We start from the raw sequence: 26,132 nt of genomic DNA on the forward strand, positions 1-26,132 counted from the left end.
GTGGAAAGTCTCTACATCCTGATTCCGCTGTCGGTGGTCCTGGTCTTCGTCATTGGCATGCTGTTCTGGTGGTCCCTGCGCAACGGGCAGTATGACGATCTCGAAGGGCCGGCCTACCGGCTCCTGATGGACGACAAGGATGAGCTTCCAGGTGATCGTTGCGATGCAGCAAGTGAGGGAAAGATTCGCACTGATGGAAAAGTTGAAGAAACCGACCGCAAACAGGGGGAATAAGCGTTACCCGTTTGATCTAAGTCAACGGCCGTTTCGAAGCAGTAGGCATAATGCCGACATGGTTTTCAGATGTGTCCGGTGACGAATCGCGGTGATCTGAAAGGGTATTTTTGTCTCTCTGTTGGGGTTGGGGGTGCGTTCAAGACGCACCCTTTTTTTTCGTCTGTACCCGATCGGTGCGCAGGATTTCGCCGTATAACGCTGAAATGCCCCGATCCGGTGCCTGCGTGCTTTCCCCGGCCCCTGCGGTGCAATACAATGTTGATCTGTGTCAAATTGTAGATCCGGTCGAGCGGTATCCTTGCCGCGGATGACGAGTTATCTGCCGTGATCTGAACAGTTGTACCAAGGGGTTTTTAATCAAAGAGGTGATTTCACATGCAATCGCAAGCGACTTATAACTACAAAGTCGTGCGCCAGTTCACCATCATGACGGTGGTGTGGGGCATCGTGGGCATGCTGGTCGGTGTCATTGCCGCAGCACAGCTCGTGTGGCCTGAACTGAACGTGCACGAGTTCCTGCACTTTGGCAGGTTGCGTCCGCTGCATACCAACGCGGTCATTTTCGCTTTCGGCGGATGCGCGTTGTTTGCAACGTCCTACTACGTTGTGCAGCGTACCTGTCATACCAAGTTGTTTGCGCCTGCACTGGCCGGTTTTACCTTCTGGGGCTGGCAGCTGGTCATCGTTCTGGCCGCAATCACCCTGCCGCTGGGTTACACCCAGGGTAAGGAGTACGCCGAGCTCGAGTGGCCGATCGACCTGCTGATCGCCGTGGTGTGGGTGTCCTACGCCGTTGTGTTCTTCGGCACGATCGCCAAGCGCAAGATCAGCCACATTTACGTGGCGAACTGGTTCTTTGGCGCCTTCATCCTGACCGTTGCGCTGCTGCACATCGTCAATAGCGCTGCCATCCCGGTGTCCTTCATGGGCATGAAGTCCTACTCGGCCTATGCCGGTGTCCAGGATGCGATGGTTCAGTGGTGGTATGGCCACAACGCGGTGGGCTTCTTCCTGACCGCCGGCTTCCTCGGCATGATGTACTACTTCGTTCCGAAGCAGGCTGAGCGTCCGGTCTATTCCTATCGCCTCTCCGTGGTTCACTTCTGGGCGCTGATCTTCACCTACATGTGGGCGGGTCCGCACCACCTGCACTACACCGCGCTGCCTGACTGGACCCAGTCCGTCGGCATGGTGTTCTCGCTCATCCTGCTGGCTCCGTCCTGGGGCGGCATGATCAACGGCATCATGACCCTGTCGGGTGCCTGGCATAAGCTGCGTACCGACCCGATCCTGAAGTTCCTGGTCACCTCGCTGTCGTTCTACGGCATGTCCACGTTCGAAGGTCCGATGATGTCGGTCAAGACCGTGAATGCGCTGTCGCACTACACTGACTGGACCGTTGGTCACGTGCACTCCGGCGCACTGGGCTGGGTGGCGATGATCTCGATCGGTGCGGTGTACTTCCTGCTGCCGCGTCTGTACGGCAAGACCGAGATGTACAGCACCAAGCTGATCAACACCCACTTCTGGATTGCCACCATCGGTATCGTTCTGTACATCGCCTCGCTGTGGGTTGCCGGTGTGATGCAGGGCCTGATGTGGCGTGCAACCAACTCGGACGGCACCCTGACCTATTCCTTCGTGGAGAGCGTCAAGGCCAGCTACCCGTTCTGGACGATTCGTCTGGTGGGTGGCGCCCTGTTCCTGGCTGGCATGGTGATCATGTTCTACAACATGGTGAAGACCATCGCCGGTGAGAAGGCATACAACGCGCCCGTGATTGCACCTGCGGCTGCACACGCCTAAGCGGAGAACAAGAACATGGCACAATCGAAACACGAAAAGATCGAACGTAACGTATTCCTGATGATCGTCCTCACGCTGATGACTGTCAGCGTGGGTGGTCTGGTGGAAATCGTTCCGCTCTTCTTCCAGCACACCACCACGTCACCGATCGATTACAAGGGCAACGAGCTCAATGTAAAGCCGTACGATCCGGTGCGCCTGGTCGGTCGTGACATCTACATCCGCGAAGGCTGCTACAACTGCCACTCGCAGATGATCCGTCCCTTCCGTGCAGAGACCGAGCGTTATGGTCACTACTCGGTCGCGGGTGAGTACATCTACGACCATCCTTTCCAGTGGGGCTCCAAGCGTACCGGTCCTGACCTGGCTCGCGTCGGCGGTCGTTATTCCGACGAATGGCAGAAGGTTCACCTGCTGAACCCGCGCGACGTCGTGCCCGAGTCGAACATGCCAGCCTTCCCGTGGCTTGATCGCCCGGTCAAGGGTGACGACATCCAGGACAAGATGCGTGCTCTGAACAAGGTCGGCCTGCACAAGTACAGCGACGAGGAAATTGCCGCTGCGCCTGCCGCCCTCGAGGGCAAAACCGAGCTTGATGCGGTGGTTGCCTACCTTCAGGGTATGGGTACCGCACTTAAGAACGTAAGGTAAGGAAAGAGGACGCGCCGTGGAAATCAACGACCTGAGAATCATCGTAACAGTCCTGGGCTTTGCCTGTTTTCTGGGGATTTGTGCCTGGGCATACAGCCGTCACGCCAAGACTGGTTTCGATGAGGCGGCGCGCCTGCCCCTGACCGATGACGATCTGCCGGTTTCGAATGGCCGGCTGGAAAAGGAAGGAAAAACAAATGGCTGACTTTATCAGCGGTTTCTGGAACATGTACGTGATGGGTCTTGTGACCCTGAGCATCCTGTTCTGTGTTTTCGTGCTGGTCTCGAACATGACCAAGCGCGAGCCGGGCGAAGTCAAACTGCACGGTCACGTGTGGGACGAAACGCTCGCGGAGTACAACAACCCGCTTCCGCGCTGGTGGCTGTACCTGTTCTGGATCACCATCATTTTCGGCATCGTGTACCTGGTGATCTACCCGGGCTTCGGCAATCACAACGCCGAACGTGGCGAGCATAGCCAGTACTACGCAGAGATGAAGGCGGCAGACGAGAAGTACGGCCCCATCTTCGCCAAGTACCAGGACATGGATCTGATGGCCGTTGCAGCAGATCCTGAAGCCAACGCCATGGGCAAGCGCATGTTCCTGACCTACTGCGCACAGTGTCACGGTTCTGCCGCTCAGGGTGCCAAGGGTTTCCCGAACCTGACCGACGACGAGTGGAACTGGGGCGGTGAGCCCGACACCATCAAGGCCACGATCGTTGGTGGTCGTATGGGCGTGATGCCGGCATTCGGCCCCGCGCTTGGTGGTGAGGGTGTCAAGGATGTTGCCAACTACGTTCGCTCGCTCTCCAACCTTGCACATGATTCCCTCCGTGCGCAGCGCGGCAAGGAAGTGTTCGATACGAACTGTGTCGCCTGTCATGGCGCGGATGGCAAGGGCAACCCGATGCTGGGTGCGGTCAACCTGACCAACAAGTCATGGCTGTATGGTTCGTCCGAAGCAACGATCATCGAAACCGTGACCAACGGGCGTCAAAACCAGATGCCTGCGTTCCAGGAGTTCCTTGGCGATGCCAAAGTTCATCTCCTCGCAGGATATGTGTTGAGTCTTAGCAAGGAACAGAAGTAAGTAGTGCGCTCCGGGGGCTTATGCCCCCGGAGCCGTTTTCAACCATAAAAATAAGAATCCACTAATAAAGCGATCATGAACAGCACAGCCCCGAACTCTCAAGCCAAGGTCCCACCCCCACCACCTGAACAGGATTCCCTGTACGCAGTGCGACAGAAGGTCTACATGCGCGCGGTTACGGGCATCTTTGCAAACTGGCGATGGGCTCTCGTGTGGTTTACCCAGATCCTCTTCTACGGATTGCCCTGGTTGATGTGGAATGACCGTCAGGCCGTTCTGCTTCACCTCACAGAGCGCAAGTTCTATATCTTCGGCTGGGTGTTCTGGCCTCAGGATGTGTTCTTCCTGGCCATCCTGCTGATCATTTCCGCTTATGGTCTGTTCTTCTTCACTGCAATTGCCGGTCGTCTCTGGTGTGGCTACGCGTGCCCGCAGACGGTGTACACCGAGATCTTCATGTGGATCGAGCAGAAGATCGAGGGGGATCGCAACAAGCGCATGAAGCTCGACAAGGCGCCGATGAGCCCCCGGAAAGCCGGCATCAAGCTGGCCAAGTACGGCGCCTGGGCGGCGGTCTCGATCTGGACCGGATTCACCTTTGTCGCCTACTTTTCGCCACTCAGCGAATTGCTGCAGTCCGTCACGACCCTGAGCTTCGGGCCGTGGGAGCTGTTCTGGATCCTGTTCTACGGTGGTTTCACCTATCTGTTTGCGGGAGTGATGCGCGAGCAGGTGTGCAAATACATGTGCCCGTACGCCCGCTTCCAGAGCGTGATGTTCGACCCCGATACGCTCGTCATTACCTATGACGATGCGCGTGGCGAACCGCGTGGTCCCCGCAAGAAAGGTGCTGACCCCAAGACAATCGATAAGGGCGATTGCGTCGATTGCGGCATTTGCGTCCAGGTCTGTCCGACAGGCATCGACATTCGCCACGGCATGCAATACGAATGTATCGGTTGCGCGGCCTGTATCGACGCCTGTGACCAGGTGATGGACAAAATGGAGTATCCGCGCGGGCTGATTCGCTACTCGACAGAGAATGCGATCAAGAAGGGCTGGGGCAACAAGGAAATCATTGCCCATGTGTTCCGGCCGCGCACGCTGATCTACGGCTCGGTCCTGATCCTCATCAGTCTCGCCTTCGTCTGGGCGCTCGCTACGCGTGACCCCTTGCGCGTGGATGTGATCCGCGATCGTGCTTCGCTTGCCCGTGAAATCGAAGGCGGCATGATCGAGAACGTGTACCAGCTTCAGGTGATGAACATGACCGAGAAGGCGCGTACCTTCGTGTTCTCGGCCTCCGGACTGGACGGTATCGTCATTGGTGGCGAGCACCGCATGGAAGTTGCCTCTGCCGGTACGCAGGCGGTGACCCTGCAGGTCCATGTCCCGTATGATTCGGGTAAGCCCGGCGCGAACGAGGTGTTCTTCGAGGTCTATCCTGAAGATGAGCCGAGTCTCAAGCTGCGCGAGAAGACAACATTCCTGTTCCCTCGCTGAGATTTCCCGAAAATGAGTGCAATTGTGTCCGACAAAAATCCCGCTCCCTGGTACAAGCAGGGCTGGCCCTGGTTCCTGATCGCGCTGCCGGCAACGGCGGTTATCGCCGGTACGATCACCATGGTGATCGCGGTCAGGACGTGGGACGGGCTCGTCGTAGATGACTACTACAAAGAGGGCAAGGCGATTGTTCAGACGATCGGCCGTACCGAGCGGGCACGTGAACTGGGGCTTAAAGCTCTTGTTCAGGTGCGCAGCGAATCGATTCGCATCGAGGTTTCGGCTGGTGATATCGACAACGTGCCTGGTGTCATTCACCTCACGATTGCACATCCCACCCAGGGCGGGTTCGATCAGGAGCTGGTGCTGAACGGACAGGGTGGCGTATTCGAGGGCGCTGTTGCGCCCTTGAGTACGGGCCGCTGGTTGTTTCAAATAGAAAATGAGTCCCGCAGCTGGCGTATGAACGGGGCCGCTTACCTCCCGACAGAGACGGAAATCAGGATTGATCCAACTGGTTCTTAACCCGTCGAAGAAGGAGTTTCATCATGGCCTGGAATGAATTGTTCAGCACCGATATCGGCCTGCTCAGTCTATTCACCATCGGTTTCGTACTGGCGATGGCAGTGTATATTTATCGCTTTGCCAAACGGCATATTGCCGAGGATGAGCAAAAAGAGAGAACATTGGGGCATCATTCATAATCCTGCGATTCGGCAGCCAATGCTTGGCATGCGCAGGCAGACTCGGATTTTTCCGGGGTGGGCTTGCGCTGTGTCCCGCTTCCGGGCAGGCCGGACATGAAGCAGGTCCCGTTTTTTGTGGCACGGTAAGGAGGAGTTTCCATGCAGAAGTTGATTCAGATTCTGTGGCCGTCGTTCCTGGTGGCTGGTGTGGTGGAGGCGATATTCTTTACCGTGATCAACCCACGAGAGTTGTATTTTTTCGGATCTCCGGTTCATCTTGATATGCTGGCGACCTATTCAATCGGCTTTTTCGCTTTCTGGCTGATTTGCGCGGCATCGAGTCTGACCACGGTCTACTTTCAGCGCACGGCATCGGAGATCAACCATCTTGAGGTCAAGCAGTAAGCTGCTCGGATTGGAGGTGGTTTGAGCCGTCCTCAGTTCAGGGGGGCGATGGTTTTCGTCGTGAAATCAGTACTCAAAAAGGGAACGGCCCGCAGTGCGGGCCGTTCCCTTTTCAATTCAGAATGACGGCTATCAGCGATACACCAGCACCGGTGTCGTGCTGTGCGTCAGCACCTTCTGCGTTTCGCTGCCGAGCAGCAGGCCCGCGATGCCTTTGCGCCCATGCGACGCCATAAAAATGAGATCGCAGCCATGGCGTTCTGCCGCGTCGATGATTGCTTCGTAGGGAACCTCGTTCACCAGAGTGTCGGTTCCTGCGAGGACTCCGGAAGCATCTGCGACGCCTTTGGCGCTTGCCAGAATGCGTTCGGCTTCCTGTTGTGCCGAACGGGCGAACTGCTCAGGCGTGGTAGGGTCTATTAGTGCGCCTTCGCCATAAATGGGCATCGGGAAATCAGGCTGGGCGTAAAAAAATGTGATTCGCGCGCCCGCGTCTTTTGCGAAGGACACAGCACGTGATACGGTGCCTTCAGAAAGGGGCGAGCCGTCGGTTGGTACGAGAATATGTTTGAACATGTAAGTACTCCATGGGTCGCAGTGTGGGGTCAATTATAGCCATCGATGCATCGCTCCCGGGCTTGATCAGGGTCAACCCCGCGTCAGACGGTAAGATCGATGCTGTTATGGGAGGTGCATCATGGACATCACGTTTTACGGTGCTGCTGGTGAGGTAACAGGTTCCTGTGCAGTGGTTCGGCATGATGGCGGTGCCTTCATGGTTGATTGCGGCATGTTTCAGGGGGGGCGCGAGGCTGGGATGAAGAATCTCAGGGCACTGGATTTTGATCTTGATTCGATCGACTTCGTTCTTCTCACCCATGCTCACCTCGATCATACCGGGCTGGTCCCGCGACTGATTGCCCTTGGGTACAAGGGCCGGATTCACGCGACGGATGCGACTGTCGATCTGCTCGGTGTCATGTTGCTTGATTCCGCATACATCCAGGAGAAGGAGTTCGAGTGGGCAAGTCGTCGCAATCGATCGCGGCATGGACGTCGGAGTTCGGCTGCGGCGCCGCTATATACGGTCGAACAGGCGCGGGCCAGTCTGCACCGCCTTCAGCGCGTTCAGTACGATGCCCTTATTCACCCCGGAAAGGGTGTTTCCTGCCGCTTTCGCGATGCAGGGCATATCCTGGGTTCTGCGATCATCGAAGTTGATGTGATGGAGGGCGGGGCCACCCGTCGGCTGGTGTTCTCGGGTGACCTCGGACAGCCGGACCGTCCGGTGTTGCGTGACCCCTATCAGGTCCGGTCGGCGGACTACCTGTGTATCGAAACGACTTACGGCAATCGTGCACACCGCCCGCTGAACGAGACCGAGGACGAACTCGTTCATGCCCTCAATGACACGCTTCAGCGCAAGGGCGGCAACGTCATCATTCCCGCTTTTGCGGTGGGGCGTACCCAGGAAGTGCTGTTCATACTCGCAAAGCTCGTACGCGAGGAGAAGGTGGCACGACTCGAGGTCGTCGTCGATTCGCCAATGGCGACGGCGGTCACCGATCTCACGATGCAGCACGAGGCGCTGTGGGATGATGAAACCCGTGAGTTGGCTTCGTGGATGAAGGCGAACTCGGAGCGCTTTCACCTGCGTTTTGTCGCAGACGTCGAAGAGTCGATTGCACTCAACCACCAGCGTGGCGGACTCGTGATCATCTCGGCGAGCGGCATGTGCGATGCGGGGCGCGTGAAGCACCATCTGCGATACAACATCGACCGCAAGGAGTGTTCGGTGATCATCGCCGGCTTTCAGGCCGCAGGCACACTGGGGCGGCGCCTGGTCGACAAGGCGCGCGTCGTCACGCTTTTCGGCGATAAGGTGCCGGTGAGGGCAGACATTTATACGATAGGTGGATTGTCTGCGCACGCGGACAAACCCGCGCTGCTCGAATGGATGCATCATATTGAAACGCAGCCGCGGCAAACCTTTCTGGTACATGGCGAAACCGAAGCACGTGCGGCGTTTGGTGCTGCCGTAGCCGAGCAGTTGGGCTGGTCCGGCTTGACTGAGCCGGTCGCTGGAGAAACCTATCATCTGAGTTGAGGTGACAGCCCAGACTGTTTACCGCTTGAGAATCAAGGAGCAAGAGATGGCCAGAACAAGTAAGAGCACAGGCAAACGGCCTGCATCGGGCAAGACGGGAAGGCGTGCCGAAGACTTCAATCCGGGACAGGTCGTCAAGCGCGCCATGCGCGAACTTCATGACGGCGTGGAAGGCACGGTGGATCCACTTGGAATGGCCGCGCCGCTCGTTCATGCCCAGCTTGCATGGCTGGCTCATCCGCAGGAGTTGGCGGAGCGCTTTACCCGGTTGTCGACGGATCTGTGGAAACTGCAGCTGCACTCGGTCAATCGCATGCTCGGGCTGGCAAGCTCTGATCCGATACGCCCTCACTCTGACGACGCGCGTTTTGCCGATCCCGTATGGACGGAGTATCCGACCTGGGATCTGAGCAAGGAGTGGTACCTCGCTTTCACCCGCAACATGCAGGACATGCTCTACGACACTCCCGGCCTGGCGAGCAAGGAGCGCAGGCGGGCCGCGTTCTGGTGGCGTAATCTGCTCAATGCGATGGCGCCCACGAACTTCCTGTGGACGAACCCGGTAGCGATGCGAAAGGCGGTCGAAACCAACGGTGAAAGCCTGTCCAACGGGCTCCGTAATTTCCTCGACGACCTCAAGGCGGGCAATGTCCGGATGACCGACCCGGATGATTTCCATGTCGGTGAGAACCTTGCCACGACGCCAGGAGAGGTGATCTTTCGCAATCGCTTGCTGGAGGTGATCCACTACGCGCCAACCCAGGCAAAGGTACATGCCAAGCCGGTCGTGATCGTCACGCCGTGGATCAACAAGTTCTACATTCTTGACTTGGTGCAGCGCAAGAGCATGATCCGCTTCCTGCTCGATCAGGGGATGGATGTCTTCATCACAAGCTGGAAGAACCCCGATGCATCGATGCGGGACTGCAGTTTCGACGACTACCTCACCGAAGGCGTGCATGCCATCGTTGAATGCGCGCGCAGCTTCACCGGCCAGGACAAGGTGCATGCGGTTGGCTACTGCATCGGAGGGACTGCGTTGTCGATGTATATGGCGTGGGCCAACCGGCATTTCCCGGCGGACCAGGTGCCGGTGGCTGAATGGACGCTATTCACCACGCTTGTCGATTTTCACAAACCGGGCGACATCGAGGTCTTCATCGACGAAGCGAGCATCCGCTACATCACCGACAACATGGCGAGCAAGGGCTACCTCGATGGCAAGGAGATGGCTTCAGCATTCCGCTTGCTGCGCTCGAACGGCCTGATCTGGCATTACGTGGTGCATGGCTGGCTGTACGGCGAAACGCCACCGCCATTCGATGTGCTGTTCTGGAATATGGACACCACGCGTATGCCGTACGCGATGCATTCGTGGTATCTGCGCGAGCTGTACCTGAACAACAAGCTGATTCATCCCGACGCACTCGAGGTGGCGGGAGAGCCGCTGGATCTCGGTCGCATCACGCAGCCGCTCTATGTCGTGGCCGCAGAGGACGATCACATTGCGCCGTGGCTGCAGACCTTCCGTGTGATCAACCATGTCACCGGTCCCAAGCGCTATGTGCTTTCCAGTTCCGGCCACATCCTCGGCATCATCAATCCGGTCGTCACACCGCCGAAGCGCAAGTTCTGGGCTGGTGAGGCGCATCGCTCGGATACGGCCGAGCAGTGGCGAAATCGCACTGAAGAGCAGGCGGGCAGCTGGTGGACCGACTGGATGGACTGGATCAAGCCCCACGCCGGTGAGCTGATCGAGGCGAGGCCGGCTGCAAACGAGCAGAACCCTTCTCTGGCACCGGCGCCTGGAACCTATGTGCTCGAGTCCTGAGTTGCCTCCTGCGTGAAGGCTTTGGCTTTCAGCAGACGGGTATCTTGAGAAACGGCCCCTTGTTCATTCAAGGGGCCGTTTTTTGTGTGGCTGCCCGGTGAAGGGCCAGAGAGGGCTGACGAACAGGCTAACCGCTGTAGCGCGACAGGGCTTGAGGATTGTGGAGCGTGATGCGCTTGCCGTGAACGGTGATGAGGCCATTGTCGGCGAGGTCATGGAAGATCCGGGAAAGGGTCTCCGGCGTCAGGTTGAGGCGTGATGCGATGACCTGCTTGCTTGTTGGCAGGGAAATGTCGCAGGCCTTCGTTCCGTCCTCTTCGGTTTGCTGGAGGAGGTAGCCGATCACGCGCTGCGTGCTTGAACGCAGGGAATAGGTCTCGACGTCGCGCACCATGTTGTGGAGGCGCACGGCCATGCCTGCCAGCAGTTTGCGGGCGAACTGCGGGTCCTGATCGATGAGGTCGGATACGACGTTCTGCCCGATGTGAAGCAGCGACATGTCGGTGAGCGCTTCGGCAAATACCGGGTAGGGGCGGTTCATGAACATCACCGCTTCGCCGAAGCTTTGCTGCGGGCCGACGATTTCGACCACTTTCTCATTGCCTTGGGCAGACGAGAAGCCGAGCTTGAGTTGCCCGTCGGTGACGAAGTAGAAGCCGTGGGCGACGTCGCCGCGCTGAAACAGCAATTCGCCCTTGCTCAGGCGGCGTTCGCGAGTATAGCGTGCAACACGTTCCAGTTCGCTCTCCGACAGCTCTCCGAACAGGGAGATCTGACGCAACTGGGTGAGGATGTCTGCTGCTGTCTGGTTCATTCCGTGCTCCTGCATTCCTCTCTTGATTTTAGCCTGCGTGGCCGAATCCTGTTTGTTCTGTCATCCTTCGCGACCTGACCGCGAAGCATGTCTCAAAGTCTTACCCGAGGAGCGAGGAAGTATGTATCTGATGATCAAGCATATTCATGTCACCTGTGTGCTGCTGAGCATTGCCGGGTTTGCGCTCAGGGGATGGTGGATGCTTGTTGATCACCGCCTGCTCAGGCACCGTCTGACACGCAGCGTGCCTCATGTGGTTGATACCGTGTTGCTTGGTACGGCAATCACGCTGGCGGTGATGATCGGACAATATCCGCTGCAGGCACCATGGGTGACGGCCAAGGTCGTTGGCCTGATTGTCTACATCCTGCTGGGCACCGTTGCCCTGAAGCGCGGACGAACGCGCACGGTGCGCGTGGCTGCTTTTGTTTCCGCGGTACTGGTTTTCAGCTGGATCGTGTCAGTCGCGCTCAGCAAGAATCCGGCTGGCTGGCTTGCCGCGTTTGCCTGAGCGCGACACGACCCCTGTTCAGCGCGCGCCGGGCTGGTGTTGAATGAGCTTCTTGAGACCGTCGCTGTCGAGGATGCGGATATGTTTCTGCTGCACTGCGACGAGGCCTTCTTCCTGAAAGCGGGAGAAGGCGCGCGAGACGGTTTCGAGCTTCAGGCCCAGATATGAGCCGATCTCTTCGCGGGTCATGCGCAGGTGAAATTCCGCAGCCGAGAATCCGCGCGCGGTGAAGCGCTGTGACATGTTGAGCAGGAACGCGGCCAGGCGCTCTTCTGCACGCATGGAGCCGAGCAGCATCATCACCCCATGGTCGCGCACGATCTCGCGGCTCATCACCTTGTGGAACTGGTGCTGCAGGCCTTCAATCTCACGCGACAGCTCTTCGAGTTTGGCGTAGGGGATGATGCAGACCTCGCTGTCCTCAAGTGCAACCGCATTGCAGGAGTGGAGTTCCGTGCTGATGCCGTCAAGCCCGAGAATCTCGCCGGTCATCTGGAATCCGGTGACCTGCTCGCGACCATCCTCCAGCAGAACGTCGGTCTTGAACGAACCGGCACGGATCGCATAGATGGCCTCGAAAAGCTCTCCCGCACGGTAGAGCGGCTGCTGACGCTTGATCTTGCGACGCCCACCGACGAGCTCGTCGAGACGGTTGAGCTCGGTGTCCGTCATACCGAACGGCAGGCACAATTCCAGCAGGTTGCATTGGGAACACGCGGTCTTGAGCGCCGCCGTTGTGATCGGCACCGTCGCCTTCATTTGCACTGTAAACTTGCTCCGATTCCGGATTGGGGGTGGTCAGAATAATGCCGTTGATCCAAGTCAACCACAAAGCGCCGGCTTTCTGCCATTGTTAATCAACACTTTGATTCGGCCAGACCATGACCAGCCAGACAGACCTCATTTTTGATCCCCAGTTGATTCGACGTTTCGACATCAACGGGCCTCGCTATACGTCGTATCCCACTGCAGATCGGTTTGTTGAAGCGTTCGATGCGCAAGCACTGACAGACTGGCTGGGAAAGCGTGCTGTCGGCGGTGTGAGCCGACCCCTCTCATTATACTTCCACATCCCCTTTTGTAATACGATCTGCTACTACTGCGCCTGCAACAAGATCATCACCAAGGATCATGGCAGATCTGCCAAGTATCTGAATTACTTGGAAAAAGAGATCGAAATGCAGGCGGCGGCCCTGGGTGGCGCACGTCAGGTCACACAGTTACATCTCGGGGGCGGAACGCCGACTTTCCTCTCGCACGCGGAGATGCATCAGTTGATGGATGCGGTCCGCAAGCACTTCAATCTGGTGCCGAACGGCGAGTATTCGATCGAGGTTGATCCACGCAAGGTGGACTTCGACACCGTTGAAATGCTTGCCAATCTTGGCTTCAACCGCATGAGCGTCGGCGTGCAGGATTTTGCCGAAGACGTGCAGATTGCCACCAATCGTGTGCAAAGCGTCGAAGAGACAAAGCTCGTCATCGACGCGGCACGGGCAACCGGTTTCAAGTCGATCAGCATGGACCTGATCTATGGTCTGCCCAAGCAGAACGTGATCAGTTTCAACCGTACGCTGGAGCAGGTGCTCGAACTGTCGCCCGATCGCATTTCGCTCTACAGCTACGCTCACCTGCCTGGGCTGTTCAAACCCCAGCGCAGAATCATTCCGATCGATCTGCCGTCCGCCGACTCCAAGCTGCAGATCCTGCAACTTGCGATCCGTCGCCTGACCGACGCAGGCTACGTCTATATCGGTATGGACCACTTCGCGAAGCCCGATGACGAACTCACCGTCGCGCAGCGCCAGGGGCGTCTGCACCGCAATTTCCAGGGCTATTCAACCCAGGCTGAGTGCGACCTGCTGGCCTTCGGCGTGTCGGCAATCGGCAAGATCGGCCCGGTCTACTCGCAGAACGTCAAGACGCTCGACGAGTACTACGATGCGCTCGATCGCGACGAGTTGCCGGTGCTGCGCGGCATCGAGCTCACCGCCGACGATCTGCTTCGCCGCTCGATCATCCAGGCGCTGATGTGCCATTTCGAGCTCTCGATCGAGTCGATCGAAATTGCCCACCTCATCAAGTTCCACGAGTACTTTGCAGACGAGATCGCCGACCTCAAGGAAATGGAAGAAGCCGGGCTGGTTAAGATCGACAACGACTGGATCAGCGTGCTCCCCGCGGGGCGTTTGCTGGTGCGGGGGATTGCGATGTTCTTCGATCGCTATCTGCGCTCGGATCGCGAGCGGGCCCGTTATTCCCGGGTGATCTGACCGGGCGGGGAGGCGCGGTGCGGCGTAGAATGCGCGCACCGCATCAAATGCTTTCTATCTGATTGAACATGCCCGAAACCGGTTATCTCGCCGTCTTCCTGATTGGCCTCCTTGGCGGTACGCACTGCGTATCGATGTGCGGCGGCATCGTCGGTGCGCTCACGGTACAGGTGCAGACTCCGTCCAGTCGCAGTCGGCAGTGGCCGATTCACCTTGCCTATAACCTTGGCCGGATCACCACCTACACCTGCATTGGCGCCGGGCTCGGTGCGCTGGGCTCGGTCGGCATGCTCTACGATGGCGTGCTGCCGGTCCAGATCACCCTTTACGTGCTCGCGAACCTCATGCTGGTGGCGCTTGGGCTCTATCTCACCGGCTTTACCAAATTGCTCGTTCCGGTAGAGCAACTCGGTCACCGCCTGTGGCGCCGTATTCAGCCGCTGAGCCGTCGCTTCCTGCCGGCTCGCTCGGTCAAGCAGGCCTTGCCGCTGGGCCTGTTGTGGGGCTTTCTGCCCTGTGGGCTGGTGTATTCGGTGCTGGCGACCTCCCTGGTAACCGGGTCGGCGCTGCGCGGTGGTGGCCTGATGCTCGCTTTCGGGCTCGGTACATTGCCCAATCTGATGCTGGCCGGCATGCTGTTCAAGCGTTTTCGCGATATCACGCGCAATGGCAAGGTCCGCTTCGCGTCGGGTTTGCTCGTGCTTGGCTTTGGCGTTTTCGGCCTGTTCCACGCCCAGACGCTGGGCGGGCAATTGTGGAGCGGAGTGGTGTGCGCGGTCTGAGCGCCACCTTCGCAGCCGCGATTCAAGGCTGACGCAATTTCCTACTCGGTCGACAGTGCGCGAAGAATCGGACAGGGGGCGGGGGCGTCAGTGCGCTGACAGCAACCAACCAGTTCAGTGAGCGCGTTGCGCATCTCCTGCATCTGCCTGATGCGGGCATCCAGCAGTTCGATCTTGCTTTGCGCCAGTGCGCGGGCGCGGTCACGGTCGGTGTCCTCGTTGAGCGCCAGCAGGCCATCGATTTCCTCAAGTGAAAACCCCAACTGCTGCGCCCGGCGAACTGCGCGCAGACGGGCGAGTTCGTGCTCGCCATACACTCGATAGGCGCCGCGCATCTGCTGTGGTTCTGCGAGCAGGCCGCGGCGTTGATAGTAGCGGACGGTTTCCACGCCGACGCCTGCGGCCTTTGCAAGTGCGCCGATCGTGAAGCCCTTGCTTGTTTGGCGATTCATTGCTTGACTCCGTACATGAGTACGGAGTTTACACTGCGCCTTATCGAATAGTCCCGCAAGGGAGAGATGCAATGACCGCACAATCATCACCCCCGGCAAGCCCATCGCAATCAGCGTCTGAAAACGCGACGCTTGAACTCGCCATCAGCGGCATGACCTGTGCGGCCTGTTCCACCCGCCTGGAGAAGGTGCTCAATCGCTTGCCCGGTGTCGAGGCCACGGTAAACCTCGCGACCGAACGTGCAACCCTCCACTTCGAGCCCGGCGCGCTCACGCTCGATGCGGCGAAGGCGGCCGTCGAACGTGCCGGTTTCGGTGCGAGCGAGGCGGCCACTATCGTGCGTGAGGAAGCTCGTGCGAAGCAAAAGGCGGAGTGGGACGTCGAGCTGCGGCATTTCTGGATTGCCGCGGCGCTCTCGCTTCCATTGGCCTTGCAGATGCCAGCCATGTTCGGCCTGTGGCCGGGCGGCGAGGTCCAGCACGATCTGGTTCCACGCTGGTTGCAGCTGTTGCTGGCGACGCCTGTTCAGTTCTGGCTTGGTGCGCGCTTCTATCGCGGAGCCTGGGCCTCGCTGCGCGGTGGCGGTGCGAACATGGACGTCCTCGTCGCGCTCGGCACCTCGATGGCGTATTTCTACAGTCTCGTGGTGACACTGGCGACGCGGCACGACCTGCACGTGTATTTCGAAGCCTCGGCGATGATCATCACCCTGATTCTGCTCGGCAAGCTGCTTGAGGCACGGGCCAAGGCCCGCACGACTGCGGCGCTCGACGCCTTGCTGCGCCTGCAGCCGAAGATGGCGCGCATCGAACGTGATGGCGTGCTGGTCGAGGTGCCGGTCGAGGCGCTCTCGCCTGGCACGATGTTCATACTGCGCCCGGGCGATGCCGTGCCGGTGGATGGCGTGGTCGAGGAGGGCAATTCAGCCCTCAACGAAGCCATGCTCACCGGAGAAAGCCTGCCGGTGGACAAGCAGCCGGGCGACAAGGTGTTTGCCGCCACGGTGAACGGAGATGCTTTGCTGCGCTGCCGTGCCACCGGCGTGGGTGCCAGTACCCTGCTCGCGGGCATCATCCGCCTGGTCGAGCAGGCGCAAGGCTCGAAGGCGCCGGTGCAGCGACTGGCCGACCGGATTGCCGCGGTGTTCGTCCCGGTGGTCGTGGCCATTGCCAGCCTCACCTTTGCCGCATGGTGGCTGTGGTCGGGCGACTTCCAGCTGGCCCTGATCAATGCAGTGGCAGTGCTGGTGATCGCCTGCCCGTGTGCGCTTGGCCTTGCAACACCGACGGCGATCATGGTGGGTACGGGGCAGGGCGCGCGCGCCGGGATGCTGGTGAAGAACGCCGAGGCCCTTGAGCTGGCAGAACGGCTGACGGTGCTTGCGGTGGACAAGACCGGAACCGTGACTGAAGGCAAGCCGGCCGTGACCGATGTCGTACCGACTGGTGGCTGGACAAGATCGACCCTGCTTGCGGCGGCTGCGGCGCTCGAGCAGAGCAGCGCCCATCCGATTGCCGCTGCGGTGGTTGAGGCCGCGCAGGCCGAGGGGCTGACGCTGGAGCGGACGAACGATGTTCGCGCCGTCGCAGGAAAAGGAGTGGAAGGCAGGGTGGGCGATCAGCAGGTCATGCTGGGGGCGCCAGCATTTCTGGTGGCACAGGGCGTTTCTGTTTCTGAGGCCGACAGCGCGCCGCTCGCCGCCGCGGGCAAGACGCTCGTCGCAGTGGCCGTCGACGGCACTTATGTGGGCGTGATTGCGGTTGCCGATCGCGTACGCAGCGATTCTGCCGCTGCCGTCGAACGCCTGCAACGAAACGGAGTGAAAGTGGTGATGCTGACCGGCGATCACCCCGCAACGGCACAGGCGATTGCCGAACAGACGGGTATCGCCGAATGGCGGGCAGGGGTGCTGCCGGCGGACAAGGCAGCCGCCGTGAATGAACTGAGGGCGGCAGGCGAGCGTGTTGGCATGGCGGGCGACGGCATCAACGATGCGCCGGCGCTGGCGGCGGCGGAGGTGTCATTCGCGATCGGAGTGGGGGCCGACGTTGCGGTCGAGGCGGCCGACATCACCCTGGTGCGCAACAGTCTGCATGGCGTGGCCGACGCCATCGACCTGTCGCGCGCGACCCTGTCGAAGATTCGGCAGAATCTTTTCTTTGCCTTTATTTACAATGTACTCGGCATTCCCCTTGCCGCAATGGGGATGCTCAATCCCGTGGTGGCCGGTGCGGCAATGGCCATGAGTTCGGTATCGGTGGTTAGCAATTCGCTGCTGCTCAAGCGCTGGAAGCCTGGGCGGTAACAACTGGATATTCCTCAAGGAGAACAGACGGTGACTGAAGTGACGATCAAGGTGGCTGGCATGAGTTGTGGCGGCTGTGTGCGCAACGTAACCGGCGTGCTGAAGGCGCTGGCAGGTGTGGATGACGCCGAGGTATCGCTCGAACAGGCTACGGCGACCGTGCGTTTCGATCCTTCAAAGGTCGATGTTGCCGGTTTGCGCCAGGCTATCGAGAATGCCGGCTTCGACTCGCCGGCGTGACCCGCTCTTATATCTTATAATTCGGACACTTTTTCCACGGGAGGGTTAAATGGGCTTAGACCTCGTAAAGGCCGGCAAGGACTTGCCGAACGATATCAACGTCATCATCGAGATCCCGGCGCAAGCCGATCCGATCAAGTTCGAAGTTGATAAGGAAAGCGGCGCTGTGTTCGTAGACCGCTTCATGGGTACTTCGATGCGCTACCCGATCAACTACGGTTACGTGCCGCACACCGTTGCTGGCGATGGCGATCCCGTGGATGTGCTGGTTGTGACGCCGTTCCCGCTCTTTCCCGGTGCAGTGATCCGCTGCCGTCCGGTGGGTGTGCTCAAGATGGAAGACGACGGCGGCATGGATGCCAAGGTTGTGGCAGTTCCCGTCTCCAAGCTGACCCCGCTGTACGACAAGGTGCAATCCACCGACGACCTGCCGGAACTGCTGATGAAGCAGACCGTGCACTTCTTCGAGCACTACAAGGATCTCGAGCCCGGCAAATGGGTCAAGATCCTGGGTTGGGGCACGGTTGATGAGGCTCGTCAGGAGATCCTCAACGGCGTGGCCGCCGCAGCCAAGTAAGGCTTGCGACCGGCTCCTGGGCCGGTCTCGCACAAAAACCCGCTTTCGAGCGGGTTTTTTTATGTGGGACTGCCCGTGTCGTCGCCTTTCGGCAGCCACCGGTGCACACGCGCTTGTCGCCGTCAGGTCGTCAAAGGATCATAATCAGGGTGTTGAAACGACGATGATTGGCGATTGCCTCCGTCAATTCCTGCGGTGGTGCTCGCCATAAGGGGGCGTGTCATCATGAGCCACAAACATCTGAACCTGCTGCGCACGATCTTTCAAGACCCCGTCAACGGCAATATCCACTGGCGAGAAGTCGAATCCCTGCTGCAGAACCTCGGCGCAAGCGTCGAACCGGCGCATGGCGCGAGATTCCGTGTCGTGCTGAATCAGGTCGAATTCTTCCTGCATCAACCTCATCACAGCAGTACGTGCACCAAGCAGGACATCAAGATGCTGCGAGAGCACCTCGCGCATGCCGGCGTCAGTCCGTCTGCCTACGAAGAGCAGGCCAGACAGCAACAGTAGCCATGCGGTCCGGACACGCTCAGCCCGTTTCCACGGGCTGTGCGTGCTGCCGCTTGCATGCACCGAACTTCAGGCCAGCAGTTGCAGCAATGCCTTTGCGGCCGGTTCGGACGAGGCGGGGTTTTGCCCGCTGATCAACAGGCCGTCAGTGACGACGTAAGGCTGCCAGTCCGCTGCCTTGGCGTACAGGGCGCCGTTCTCCTTGAGCATGTCCTCGACCAGGAAGGGCACCACCTTGGTCAGGCCAACGGCCTCTTCTTCGGTGTTGGTGAAGCCGGTGACCTTCTTGCCTTGCACGACCGGAACGCCGGCGGCGGTTTTCGGGTGGCGCAGCACGCCGGGTGCATGGCAGACGGCAGCAACCGGTTTGCCGGCAGCCAGCATGTCCTCGATGAGCTTGATCGAGGCAGGGTCTTCTGCCAGATCCCATAAGGGGCCGTGCCCGCCGGGGTAGAACACGGCGTCGAACGCTGCCGCGGACACGCTGTCGAGCCGGCGTGTGTTGGCCAGTTCGTTCATGGCTGCCGGGTCGGCCTTGAAGCGTCGGGTTGCTTCGGTTTCGAAGGCGGGATCGTCACTCTTGGGGTCAAGCGGTGGCTGTCCGCCGAGGGGCGAAACCAGGGTGAGAGTGGCGCCGGCTTCCTTGAAACTGTAGTAAGGGGCCGCAAACTCTTCGAGCCAGAATCCGGTTTTCTCTGCGGTCGAGCCGAGGGTGTCGTGTGAGGTCAGTACCATGAGAATGTTCATTTCCTGCTCCTGATCGTATAGCAATGTCTTATTGGGCCGGCGTGGGACCGGGCGCCCGGGATTTCCATCCATGGGCGCCGTCCTGCACGCCTGCATTGGGTCATCGCCCCTGCATCTGCGTCTGCGGGGCGAGATTGATCATGAATTTGCGACGCGTACCAGCAACTTGCCAAAGTTGCGCCCTTCGAGCAGGCCCATGAAGGCTTGCGGAGCATTCTCGAGGCCGTCCACGATGTCCTCGCGGAACTTGATCTTGCCTTCCTTCAGCCAGGCACTCATCTGGGTGAAAAACTCGTTGTAGCGATGGCCGTAGTCATCAAAGATGATGAAGCCCTGCATCTTGATGCGCTTGACGAGCAGCGTGCGTGTGAGCAGGCCGAGGCGGTCGGGCCCAGCGGGCAGTTCAGTGTCGTTGTAGTGGGAGATCATCCCGCACAGCGGAACCCGTGCACCGGTGTTGAGCAGGGGCAATACCGCGTCGAAAACCGCTCCGCCCACACTCTCGAAATACACATCGATGCCATCGGGGCATGCCGCGGCCAGCGCAGCTGGCAGATCGGGGCTGCGGTGATCGATACACGCATCGAAGCCGAGCTCCTCCACCACATAACGACACTTCTCGCTGCCGCCTGCGATACCCACCACGCGGCAGCCCTTGAGTCTCGCGATCTGGCCCACAAGTGCGCCTACGGCGCCGCTGGCGGCGGCGACCACGACCGTGTCACCCGCCTTTGGCTGGCCGATGTCGAGCAGGCCCATGTAGGCGGTGAAGCCGGGCATGCCGAGTACGCCGAGCGCCATCGAGGGCTGAGCCATGTCTGGAGCGAGCTTGATCAGGCCGGTGCCATCCGAGATGGCGTAGTCCTGCCAGCCCGAAAAGGAGAGTACGAGGTCGCCCGCCTGATAGTCAGGATGTTGAGATGCCTCGACCTTTGCGACCGTGCCGCCGACCATGGTTTCGCCAATGCCGACCGGCGCTGCATAGGACGGTCCGTCGCTCATGCGGCCGCGCATGTAGGGGTCGAGCGACAGATACAGCGTGCGCAGCAGGATCTGGCCGGTTGCCGGCTGCGGAATCGGTGCTTCGTCGATGCGGAAGTTGGCGTCGACCGGTGCGCCGACCGGGCGCGAGTTGAGCAGGATGCGGCGGTTGCGGGTGGTGTTCTGGTTCACGAGCGTATTCATGTCAGCGTGCTCCTTCGAGAATGGTCCGGCTCACGGCCAGGGTGATGTCCTTGCGTTCGCCAAGTGCGGTCATGCCGTGGATCTCGAGCTGGGCGACGATATTGTCGATGGCTTCAGCGCCCAGTTCATAATCCGCGAGGCGGGTTTTGACGCCGAGCGACTCGAAGAACTGCGCGGTGCGGCGGATGGCCTCGTCGATGCGCTGGTCCTCGGTACCGCTGTCGATCTGCCACACGCGGGCGGCGTACTGCAGCAACTTGTCGCGCTTTTGTTCGCGCTGAACGTTCAGAAGCGAGGGCAGTACGATGGCCAGGGTGCGGGCATGGTCGATGCCGTGAGCCGCCGTGAGTTCGTGACCGATCATGTGCGTCGCCCAGTCCTGCGGTACGCCGGCGCCGATCAGTCCGTTCAGTGCCATCGTCGCAACCCACATCAGGTTGGCCCGTACATCCGCGTCTTCGGGGGTCTCAAGGGCTTTTGGTCCGATCTCGATCAGGGTTTGCAGCAGACCTTCAGCAAAACGGTCCTGCACCATGCCGCCGACGGGGTAGGTGAGGTATTGCTCGACGGTGTGAACAAAGGCGTCGACCACGCCGTTGGCGATCTGTCTGCGCGGCAGGGTGTAGGTCTTGCTCGGGTCGAGCACCGAGAAGCGCGGGAACACGTGGGGGCTCAGGAAGGCGAGCTTGGTCTGGGTTTCGCTGCGGGTAATGACCGCTCCGCAGTTCATCTCGGAACCCGTCGCGGGCAGGGTCAGCACGCTGCCGAAGGGCAGTGCGCCCTCTACATTCTGGCCGTGGGTGAGCAGGATCTCCCACGGGTCCCCGTTAAAGTTCACTGCGGCCGCGACGAACTTGGTGCCGTCGATGACCGAGCCACCGCCCACCGCGAGCAGGAAGTCGAGCTTTTCGCTGCGGATCTGCTCGACCGCCCGCATCAGCGTTTCGTAGGTCGGATTCGGCTCGATACCGGCGAATTCGCGCACCGTTCGTGCGCCCAATGCCGATTTGACTTCATCCAGCGTGCCGTTCTTCTGCGCGCTGCTGCCGCCGTAGAGGATCAGCACACGGGCGTCCGATGGCACCAGCTCGGCGAGGCGGGAGATGGTTTCAGTGCCGAAAACGATTTTCGTCGGGTTGTAGAACTCAAAATTCTGCATTTCTATATTTCCTGTAATAGACCGGTCGTCTTGGTGTTGGGTAAAAGTCGGCTTGTGAGGGTGATGCACAGCCGGAGAGGGTTTGAATAAACGGTAGAGCGTCTGTTCTGACGCTCAGGGAGCCTGTTTCAGCAGTTGCCGGGTGGTTGTCATGGCCGCTTCGAGCGCACTGCTGTCACGACGGATCTTGGTCAGTACCGTTGCACCCAGCCAGAGGTTGTAAAGCGTCAGGGCGCACTCGTCGGCATCGATTTCGGCGGGTAGTGAGGCGTCCTGCTGTGCCTCCCGAATGCAGCCGGCGATGAGTTCGACGATGCTGCTGGTGCCGCGCGCAAGTGCAATCCGCATCGGCTCCGAGATGTCTGACACTTCTCCGCCCAGTTTTACCGCGAGGCACTTACCGTCGGTGCCGTCGCTGGCCTGGGTGTCGAGCCACTGCTGCCAGTAATTCATCAGGCGCTCGCCGGCCGAGCCGCCGCCACTGCTCAACAGATCGGACAGGCGTAAGCGATAGCTGGAGAAATAGCTATCGAGCAGCGCCTCGCCGAATGCTTCCTTGGATTTGAAGTAGTGGTAGAACGAACCCTTGGGTACGTCGGCAGCCGATAGCAGTTCGTTGAGCCCGACTGCAGAGAAGCCTTTGCCCAGGATGATGGGTTTGGCGGTATCGAGAATGTGCTGACGCACGTCGGTGTGTTCGGTGACCATGGGGCGAACGATACGCTCCATTAGACCGGTCGTCTAGTTCTAATTTCCGCTTCCCGAGATTATGTGCTGCAATCGAGCTCAGATCGCAGTGATCTCGCTCATGCGGCACTTGGCAGTGCCGAGTTCGGTTGCGACCAGCAAGGGATAGACGGCGCCGTGATAAGACCCGAAGGTGCCGATGTTGAAGCCGATTATGCGGCCTTCGACCTGCCCGATCCGCACCCGGCGGCCAATGCAGTAGCCGTCCTGTATGGCGCTTGCGATGGCATGTTCGATCGAGCCGTGCCAGTGGTTGGGGTCTTCGTTGCTGCGGTCGCCGTCAACGATGAGAAGTTGTGTCCTGTTCATGATGGGCCTCTGTCAGATGTTCCAGACGGTTTGCTCTTGCTATAAATAACGGCATCTGCGTCCCGGTCTTGACTTACTGTCGACCCAATAGTGCGCCTATGTTGTGAGCTTTGACACGATTGATCGAATTTTCGGCATTCAGAGTCGCGATTTGTCGCTTTTTTGCAATCTTCGTGCGAATCAGAGGATGTCGAGCGAATATTGCCAGGCAGCGCTGGATGCTTCATGTATTGCGAAACGGCGACCGTTCGGAAAGCTCGTCCAGATAGAACTGGATGCCGGTGCTTTCCTGTTCGAGAAAGCGATCGACCGCATCGCGAAAGCGCCGGTCTGCGATCCAGTGGGCCGAGCGGGTCACGACCGGTTCGAGGCCACGCGACAGCTTGTGCTCGCCCTGGGCGCCGCCTTCAAAACGGCTCAGGCCATGGCGGATGCAGTAGTCGATTGCCTGGTAATAGCACAACTCGAAGTGCAGGAAGGGCAGGGACTCGGTTGCACCCCAGTAACGTCCGTACAGGGCTTCTCCGTCGCAAAGGTAGAAGGCGCCCGCAAGCGCTTCGCCATCGCGCTCGGCCAGCAGCAGACGTACGCCGTCCGGCATGTCGCGGGCCAGCGTGGTGAAGAAGTCGGGGGTCAGATAGGGGGTTGAGCGGTGAAGCGCGTAGGTCGTGGCGTAACAGCGATAGAAGAATGCCCAGTCGGATGCAGAGGCCGTATGCCCGTCAAGCCAGCGCAGGGACAGGCCATGATCACCGGTGCGGCGTCGCTCCTGCCGGATCTTCTTGCGTTTGTCGTGGTTGAGGTGGGCGAGGAATGCGTCAAAGTCTGCATAACCGGCGTTATGCCAGTGAAACTGCACGCCGTTGCGCAGCATCATGCCGGCTTCGCGCATCCATGAGCCTTCCTCCTCGGTTGGAAACAGCAGGTGGAACGACGAGAGTCCGCTGTCCGCCGCCAGTGCGAGGGTCGCAGCGAGCAGGGTCTTGCGGTCGTCCGCGTTGCGGCCGAGCAGGCGCGTACCGGGGATGGGGCAAAAGGGCAGGGCGGACAGCCATTTGGGGTAGTAATCGAGGCCATTGCGTGCGTAGGCGTCGGCCCAGGCCCAGTCGAAAACATACTCGCCGTAGGAGTGGACCTTCAGGTACAGCGGCATGGCCGCGACCAGTTCGCCATCGCGCCAGAGGGTGGCGTGCTGTGGCGTCCAGCCGGTTTTTCCACCAACACAGGCGGTGCTTTCCAGCGTGCTGAGGAATGCGTGGGACAGGCAGGCCTGTCCGCCAGCGATGGCGTTCCATTGCGCAGCTTCGATGTCGACGAGGGATGGGATGAGATGGAAACCGTTTTTCTCGGACATTTTTCTGTCTTTACTGTCGGGCGGTGTTGGATGGCTCGCGACTGCCTGTTTTTTGTGCAATTGTAAAAAGTGCTTTGCATGCAACTGCTTGAGCGTGGTGCCCCGCTCTTATCCACAGCTTTGCCCACGCACTCTGTGAAGATTTTGGCGCTACGCACCGCAGCGGCACGGGCTCGACGCGGTATAGTTATATCCCATGAATACCACGCTTTCGATCGCTGTTGCCCAGCTTAATTTCACCGTTGGCGATCTCGCCGCCAACGCGGACCGCATTATCGATGCCATCGCGCGCGCACGCGCGGCGGGAGCCGATCTGCTGTTAACGCCAGAGCTCGCGCTTGCGGGTTACCCGCCGGAGGACTTGCTGCTGCGCCCCGACTTCTATCGCGCCTGCGATCGCGAACTGCAGCGCATTGCGCAGGCCGCGGACGGGCTGTGTGTCGTGGTCGGCCATCCGCAGCAGCGCGGTGAGCGGCGCTACAACGCGGCCTCCGTCATCAAGGATGGCGAGATCGTCGCGACCTATCACAAGCATCTTCTGCCCAATTACGAAGTCTTTGACGAGCTGCGCTATTTCGAGGCGGGTTCGGATGCCTGTGTGTTCAGCCTGAAGGGCGTGAAGCTGGGGATCAATATCTGTGCGGACGTCTGGGCGCCGGGGCCAGCGGACGCTGCGCGTGCGGCGGGGGCCGAGGTGCTGCTGTCGCTCAATGCCTCGCCTTACCATGTCAACAAGCAGGCGCTGCGCCATGAAGTCCTGCGCGAACGGGTAAGCGAAACCGGGCTGCCGGTGCTGTATTGCAACATGGTGGGTGGGCAGGACGAACTCGTGTTCGACGGTGGCTCTTTCGCGCTTGATGGCGACGGCGCGCTCGCCTATCAGGCCAGCGCATTCGAGGAGCGGGTCGATATCCTGGCCTTGCGCGACGGACGCTGGGTGTCGGATATCCGCTGCGAGCGGCCGGGGACGGAGGCCGAGGTGTACGAAGCGCTGCGCGTGGGCGTTCGGGACTATCTCGGCAAGAACGGTTTTCCGGGCGTGATCATTGGGTTGTCGGGCGGTATCGACTCGGCGCTCACGCTCGCGATTGCGGTCGATGCGCTGGGCGCAGACCGTGTGCGTGCGGTGATGATGGCTTCGCCCTACACCGCGCAGATGAGTCTAGACGACTCGCGCGAGATGGTGCGCCGGCTTGGGGTGCGCTATGACGAGATTCCGATCGAATCGGTGATGAAGGGCTTCGAGGCGCTGCTTGCACCGCAGTTCGAAGGCTTGCCGGCCGATACGACCGAGGAGAACCTGCAGAGCCGGATTCGGGGCATGATCCTGATGGCGCTGTCGAACAAGACCGGTGCCATCGTGCTGACCACCGGTAACAAGAGCGAAATGGCAACCGGCTACGCAACCCTTTACGGCGATATGGCGGGTGGCTTCGCGGTGCTCAAGGACATTTACAAGACGCTGGTCTATCGTTTGTCGAACTGGCGTAATTCGGTGGGTGAGGTGATTCCGCAGAACATCATCGATCGTCCGCCATCGGCCGAGCTGAAGCCGGATCAGACCGACCAGGACAGCTTGCCTGAATACGAGGTGCTCGATGCCATCATCGAGGCCTACATGGAGCGCGACGAGTCGCCCCGGGAAATCATCGCGGCGGGCTATCCTGAAGCGGACGTGCGTCGCACCGTGGGCATGCTCAAACGCAACGAGTACAAACGCCGCCAATCCCCGGTCGGCATCCGCGTAACGCAGCGTGGTTTCGGCAGGGATTGGCGTTATCCGATAACATCGCGCTATCAGGACGAATATTGAGCGCGTATGCGTCATGGCCGTTGCCGTGGC

29 protein-coding genes are annotated in these 26,132 nt (G+C 59.8%); 19 read left to right on the forward strand and 10 right to left on the reverse strand.

Going from position 1 to position 26,132, the window contains the following annotated elements; genetic code table 11:
• From ccoS to CEW87_RS15110, 9 genes are all read left to right on the forward strand, one after another.
• Entirely contained in the window at positions 1-234 is a 234-nt protein-coding gene (gene ccoS / locus CEW87_RS15070; RefSeq protein WP_108974266.1) for a cbb3-type cytochrome oxidase assembly protein CcoS, read from the forward strand.
• Positions 235-612: 378 nt separating this feature from the next.
• Positions 613-2,043, forward strand: a complete 1,431-nt coding sequence (ccoN, locus tag CEW87_RS15075) for a cytochrome-c oxidase, cbb3-type subunit I (RefSeq protein ID WP_108974268.1) — start codon at positions 613-615, stop codon at positions 2,041-2,043.
• 15 nt (positions 2,044-2,058) lie between these two features.
• Positions 2,059-2,694 (forward strand): cytochrome-c oxidase, cbb3-type subunit II, encoded by a 636-nt coding sequence (gene ccoO, locus CEW87_RS15080; RefSeq protein ID WP_108947875.1) that lies wholly within the window; start codon positions 2,059-2,061, stop codon positions 2,692-2,694.
• A gap of 16 nt (positions 2,695-2,710) precedes the next feature.
• The gene (locus tag CEW87_RS15085) at positions 2,711-2,899 is read left to right on the forward strand and encodes a cbb3-type cytochrome oxidase subunit 3 (RefSeq protein WP_108974270.1); all 189 of its coding nucleotides are present in this window, start codon (positions 2,711-2,713) and stop codon (positions 2,897-2,899) included.
• Positions 2,892-3,788, forward strand: coding sequence for a cytochrome-c oxidase, cbb3-type subunit III (gene ccoP, locus CEW87_RS15090; protein WP_108974272.1), 897 nt, complete (start codon positions 2,892-2,894; stop codon positions 3,786-3,788). The genes CEW87_RS15085 and ccoP overlap by 8 nt, the downstream gene beginning before the upstream one ends.
• A 75-nt stretch (positions 3,789-3,863) precedes the next feature.
• On the forward strand, positions 3,864-5,291 hold the full coding sequence (gene ccoG, locus CEW87_RS15095) for a cytochrome c oxidase accessory protein CcoG (RefSeq protein ID WP_420094116.1): 1,428 nt from the start codon (positions 3,864-3,866) through the stop codon (positions 5,289-5,291).
• A 12-nt stretch (positions 5,292-5,303) separates the two neighbouring features.
• Positions 5,304-5,816: a FixH family protein gene (locus CEW87_RS15100; RefSeq protein ID WP_108974274.1), complete on the forward strand. Its 513-nt coding sequence runs from the start codon at positions 5,304-5,306 to the stop codon at positions 5,814-5,816.
• Between the two features lie 23 nt (positions 5,817-5,839).
• Positions 5,840-5,995, forward strand: coding sequence for a DUF3149 domain-containing protein (locus tag CEW87_RS15105; protein ID WP_108947880.1), 156 nt, complete (start codon positions 5,840-5,842; stop codon positions 5,993-5,995).
• A 141-nt stretch (positions 5,996-6,136) separates the two neighbouring features.
• Positions 6,137-6,382 carry a hypothetical protein gene (locus tag CEW87_RS15110; protein ID WP_108974276.1) on the forward strand — a complete coding sequence of 82 codons (246 nt, stop codon included), beginning with the start codon at positions 6,137-6,139 and terminating at the stop codon, positions 6,380-6,382.
• 132 nt (positions 6,383-6,514) lie between these two features.
• On the opposite strand, the gene CEW87_RS15115 is transcribed toward CEW87_RS15110, so the two are convergent.
• On the reverse strand, positions 6,515-6,958 hold the full coding sequence (locus CEW87_RS15115; RefSeq protein WP_108974278.1) for a universal stress protein: 444 nt from the start codon (positions 6,956-6,958) through the stop codon (positions 6,515-6,517).
• A gap of 121 nt (positions 6,959-7,079) precedes the next feature.
• Here CEW87_RS15115 and CEW87_RS15120 point away from each other — a divergent pair, with 121 nt between their 5' ends.
• Positions 7,080-8,489 carry an MBL fold metallo-hydrolase gene (locus CEW87_RS15120; RefSeq protein ID WP_108974280.1) on the forward strand — a complete coding sequence of 470 codons (1,410 nt, stop codon included), beginning with the start codon at positions 7,080-7,082 and terminating at the stop codon, positions 8,487-8,489.
• Positions 8,490-8,634: 145 nt separating this feature from the next.
• Positions 8,635-10,320, forward strand: a complete 1,686-nt coding sequence (locus CEW87_RS15125; RefSeq protein ID WP_108977252.1) for a PHA/PHB synthase family protein — start codon at positions 8,635-8,637, stop codon at positions 10,318-10,320.
• Between the two features lie 127 nt (positions 10,321-10,447).
• Here CEW87_RS15125 and CEW87_RS15130 read toward each other — a convergent pair whose 3' ends face one another.
• Positions 10,448-11,134 carry a Crp/Fnr family transcriptional regulator gene (locus CEW87_RS15130; protein WP_108974282.1) on the reverse strand — a complete coding sequence of 229 codons (687 nt, stop codon included), beginning with the start codon at positions 11,132-11,134 and terminating at the stop codon, positions 10,448-10,450.
• A gap of 121 nt (positions 11,135-11,255) precedes the next feature.
• On the opposite strand from CEW87_RS15130, the gene CEW87_RS15135 reads away from it, so the two are divergent.
• Positions 11,256-11,645: a SirB2 family protein gene (locus CEW87_RS15135; protein ID WP_108974284.1), complete on the forward strand. Its 390-nt coding sequence runs from the start codon at positions 11,256-11,258 to the stop codon at positions 11,643-11,645.
• Between the two features lie 18 nt (positions 11,646-11,663).
• On the opposite strand, the gene fnr is transcribed toward CEW87_RS15135, so the two are convergent.
• Positions 11,664-12,404 (reverse strand): fumarate/nitrate reduction transcriptional regulator Fnr, encoded by a 741-nt coding sequence (fnr, locus tag CEW87_RS15140; protein ID WP_108974286.1) that lies wholly within the window; start codon positions 12,402-12,404, stop codon positions 11,664-11,666.
• Positions 12,405-12,526: 122 nt separating this feature from the next.
• Here fnr and hemN point away from each other — a divergent pair, with 122 nt between their 5' ends.
• On the forward strand, positions 12,527-13,918 hold the full coding sequence (gene hemN, locus CEW87_RS15145; protein WP_108974288.1) for an oxygen-independent coproporphyrinogen III oxidase: 1,392 nt from the start codon (positions 12,527-12,529) through the stop codon (positions 13,916-13,918).
• Positions 13,919-13,986: 68 nt separating this feature from the next.
• Positions 13,987-14,700, forward strand: a complete 714-nt coding sequence (locus CEW87_RS15150) for a sulfite exporter TauE/SafE family protein (RefSeq protein WP_108947887.1) — start codon at positions 13,987-13,989, stop codon at positions 14,698-14,700.
• A 41-nt stretch (positions 14,701-14,741) separates the two neighbouring features.
• On the opposite strand, the gene CEW87_RS15155 is transcribed toward CEW87_RS15150, so the two are convergent.
• Positions 14,742-15,152, reverse strand: a complete 411-nt coding sequence (locus CEW87_RS15155) for a MerR family transcriptional regulator (RefSeq protein WP_108974290.1) — start codon at positions 15,150-15,152, stop codon at positions 14,742-14,744.
• Between the two features lie 71 nt (positions 15,153-15,223).
• Here CEW87_RS15155 and CEW87_RS15160 point away from each other — a divergent pair, with 71 nt between their 5' ends.
• The 4 genes from CEW87_RS15160 to CEW87_RS15175 all read left to right on the forward strand — a co-directional run bounded on the left by CEW87_RS15160 (position 15,224) and on the right by CEW87_RS15175 (position 18,788).
• Positions 15,224-17,458, forward strand: a complete 2,235-nt coding sequence (locus CEW87_RS15160) for a heavy metal translocating P-type ATPase (protein WP_108974292.1) — start codon at positions 15,224-15,226, stop codon at positions 17,456-17,458.
• A gap of 30 nt (positions 17,459-17,488) precedes the next feature.
• A complete protein-coding gene (locus CEW87_RS15165; RefSeq protein ID WP_108947890.1) occupies positions 17,489-17,698 on the forward strand; it encodes a heavy-metal-associated domain-containing protein in 210 nt (69 codons plus the stop codon).
• A 49-nt stretch (positions 17,699-17,747) separates the two neighbouring features.
• Positions 17,748-18,275 (forward strand): inorganic diphosphatase, encoded by a 528-nt coding sequence (gene ppa / locus CEW87_RS15170; protein ID WP_108947891.1) that lies wholly within the window; start codon positions 17,748-17,750, stop codon positions 18,273-18,275.
• Positions 18,276-18,500: 225 nt separating this feature from the next.
• A complete protein-coding gene (locus CEW87_RS15175; protein WP_108947892.1) occupies positions 18,501-18,788 on the forward strand; it encodes a hypothetical protein in 288 nt (95 codons plus the stop codon).
• 69 nt (positions 18,789-18,857) lie between these two features.
• On the opposite strand, the gene CEW87_RS15180 is transcribed toward CEW87_RS15175, so the two are convergent.
• The 6 genes from CEW87_RS15180 to CEW87_RS15205 form a co-directional block, all read right to left on the reverse strand.
• Entirely contained in the window at positions 18,858-19,535 is a 678-nt protein-coding gene (locus CEW87_RS15180; RefSeq protein ID WP_108974294.1) for a type 1 glutamine amidotransferase domain-containing protein, read from the reverse strand.
• A 138-nt stretch (positions 19,536-19,673) separates the two neighbouring features.
• The gene (locus CEW87_RS15185; RefSeq protein WP_159098177.1) at positions 19,674-20,720 is read right to left on the reverse strand and encodes an NADP-dependent oxidoreductase; all 1,047 of its coding nucleotides are present in this window, start codon (positions 20,718-20,720) and stop codon (positions 19,674-19,676) included.
• 1 nt (position 20,721) lies between these two features.
• Positions 20,722-21,879: an iron-containing alcohol dehydrogenase gene (locus CEW87_RS15190; protein WP_108974296.1), complete on the reverse strand. Its 1,158-nt coding sequence runs from the start codon at positions 21,877-21,879 to the stop codon at positions 20,722-20,724.
• A 114-nt stretch (positions 21,880-21,993) separates the two neighbouring features.
• Positions 21,994-22,608 carry a TetR/AcrR family transcriptional regulator gene (locus tag CEW87_RS15195; RefSeq protein ID WP_234421548.1) on the reverse strand — a complete coding sequence of 205 codons (615 nt, stop codon included), beginning with the start codon at positions 22,606-22,608 and terminating at the stop codon, positions 21,994-21,996.
• Between the two features lie 57 nt (positions 22,609-22,665).
• Complete coding sequence (locus CEW87_RS15200) at positions 22,666-22,935, reverse strand: hypothetical protein (protein WP_108974300.1); 270 nt, start codon at positions 22,933-22,935, stop codon at positions 22,666-22,668.
• 223 nt (positions 22,936-23,158) lie between these two features.
• Complete coding sequence (locus CEW87_RS15205) at positions 23,159-24,289, reverse strand: GNAT family N-acetyltransferase (RefSeq protein ID WP_108974302.1); 1,131 nt, start codon at positions 24,287-24,289, stop codon at positions 23,159-23,161.
• A gap of 196 nt (positions 24,290-24,485) precedes the next feature.
• On the opposite strand from CEW87_RS15205, the gene CEW87_RS15210 reads away from it, so the two are divergent.
• Positions 24,486-26,102 (forward strand): NAD+ synthase, encoded by a 1,617-nt coding sequence (locus CEW87_RS15210; protein WP_108974304.1) that lies wholly within the window; start codon positions 24,486-24,488, stop codon positions 26,100-26,102.
• Positions 26,103-26,132 lie beyond the last annotated feature (30 nt).

Source organism: Parazoarcus communis, assembly GCF_003111665.1.
Classification (GTDB): Bacteria; Pseudomonadota; Gammaproteobacteria; order Burkholderiales; family Rhodocyclaceae; genus Parazoarcus; species Parazoarcus communis_B.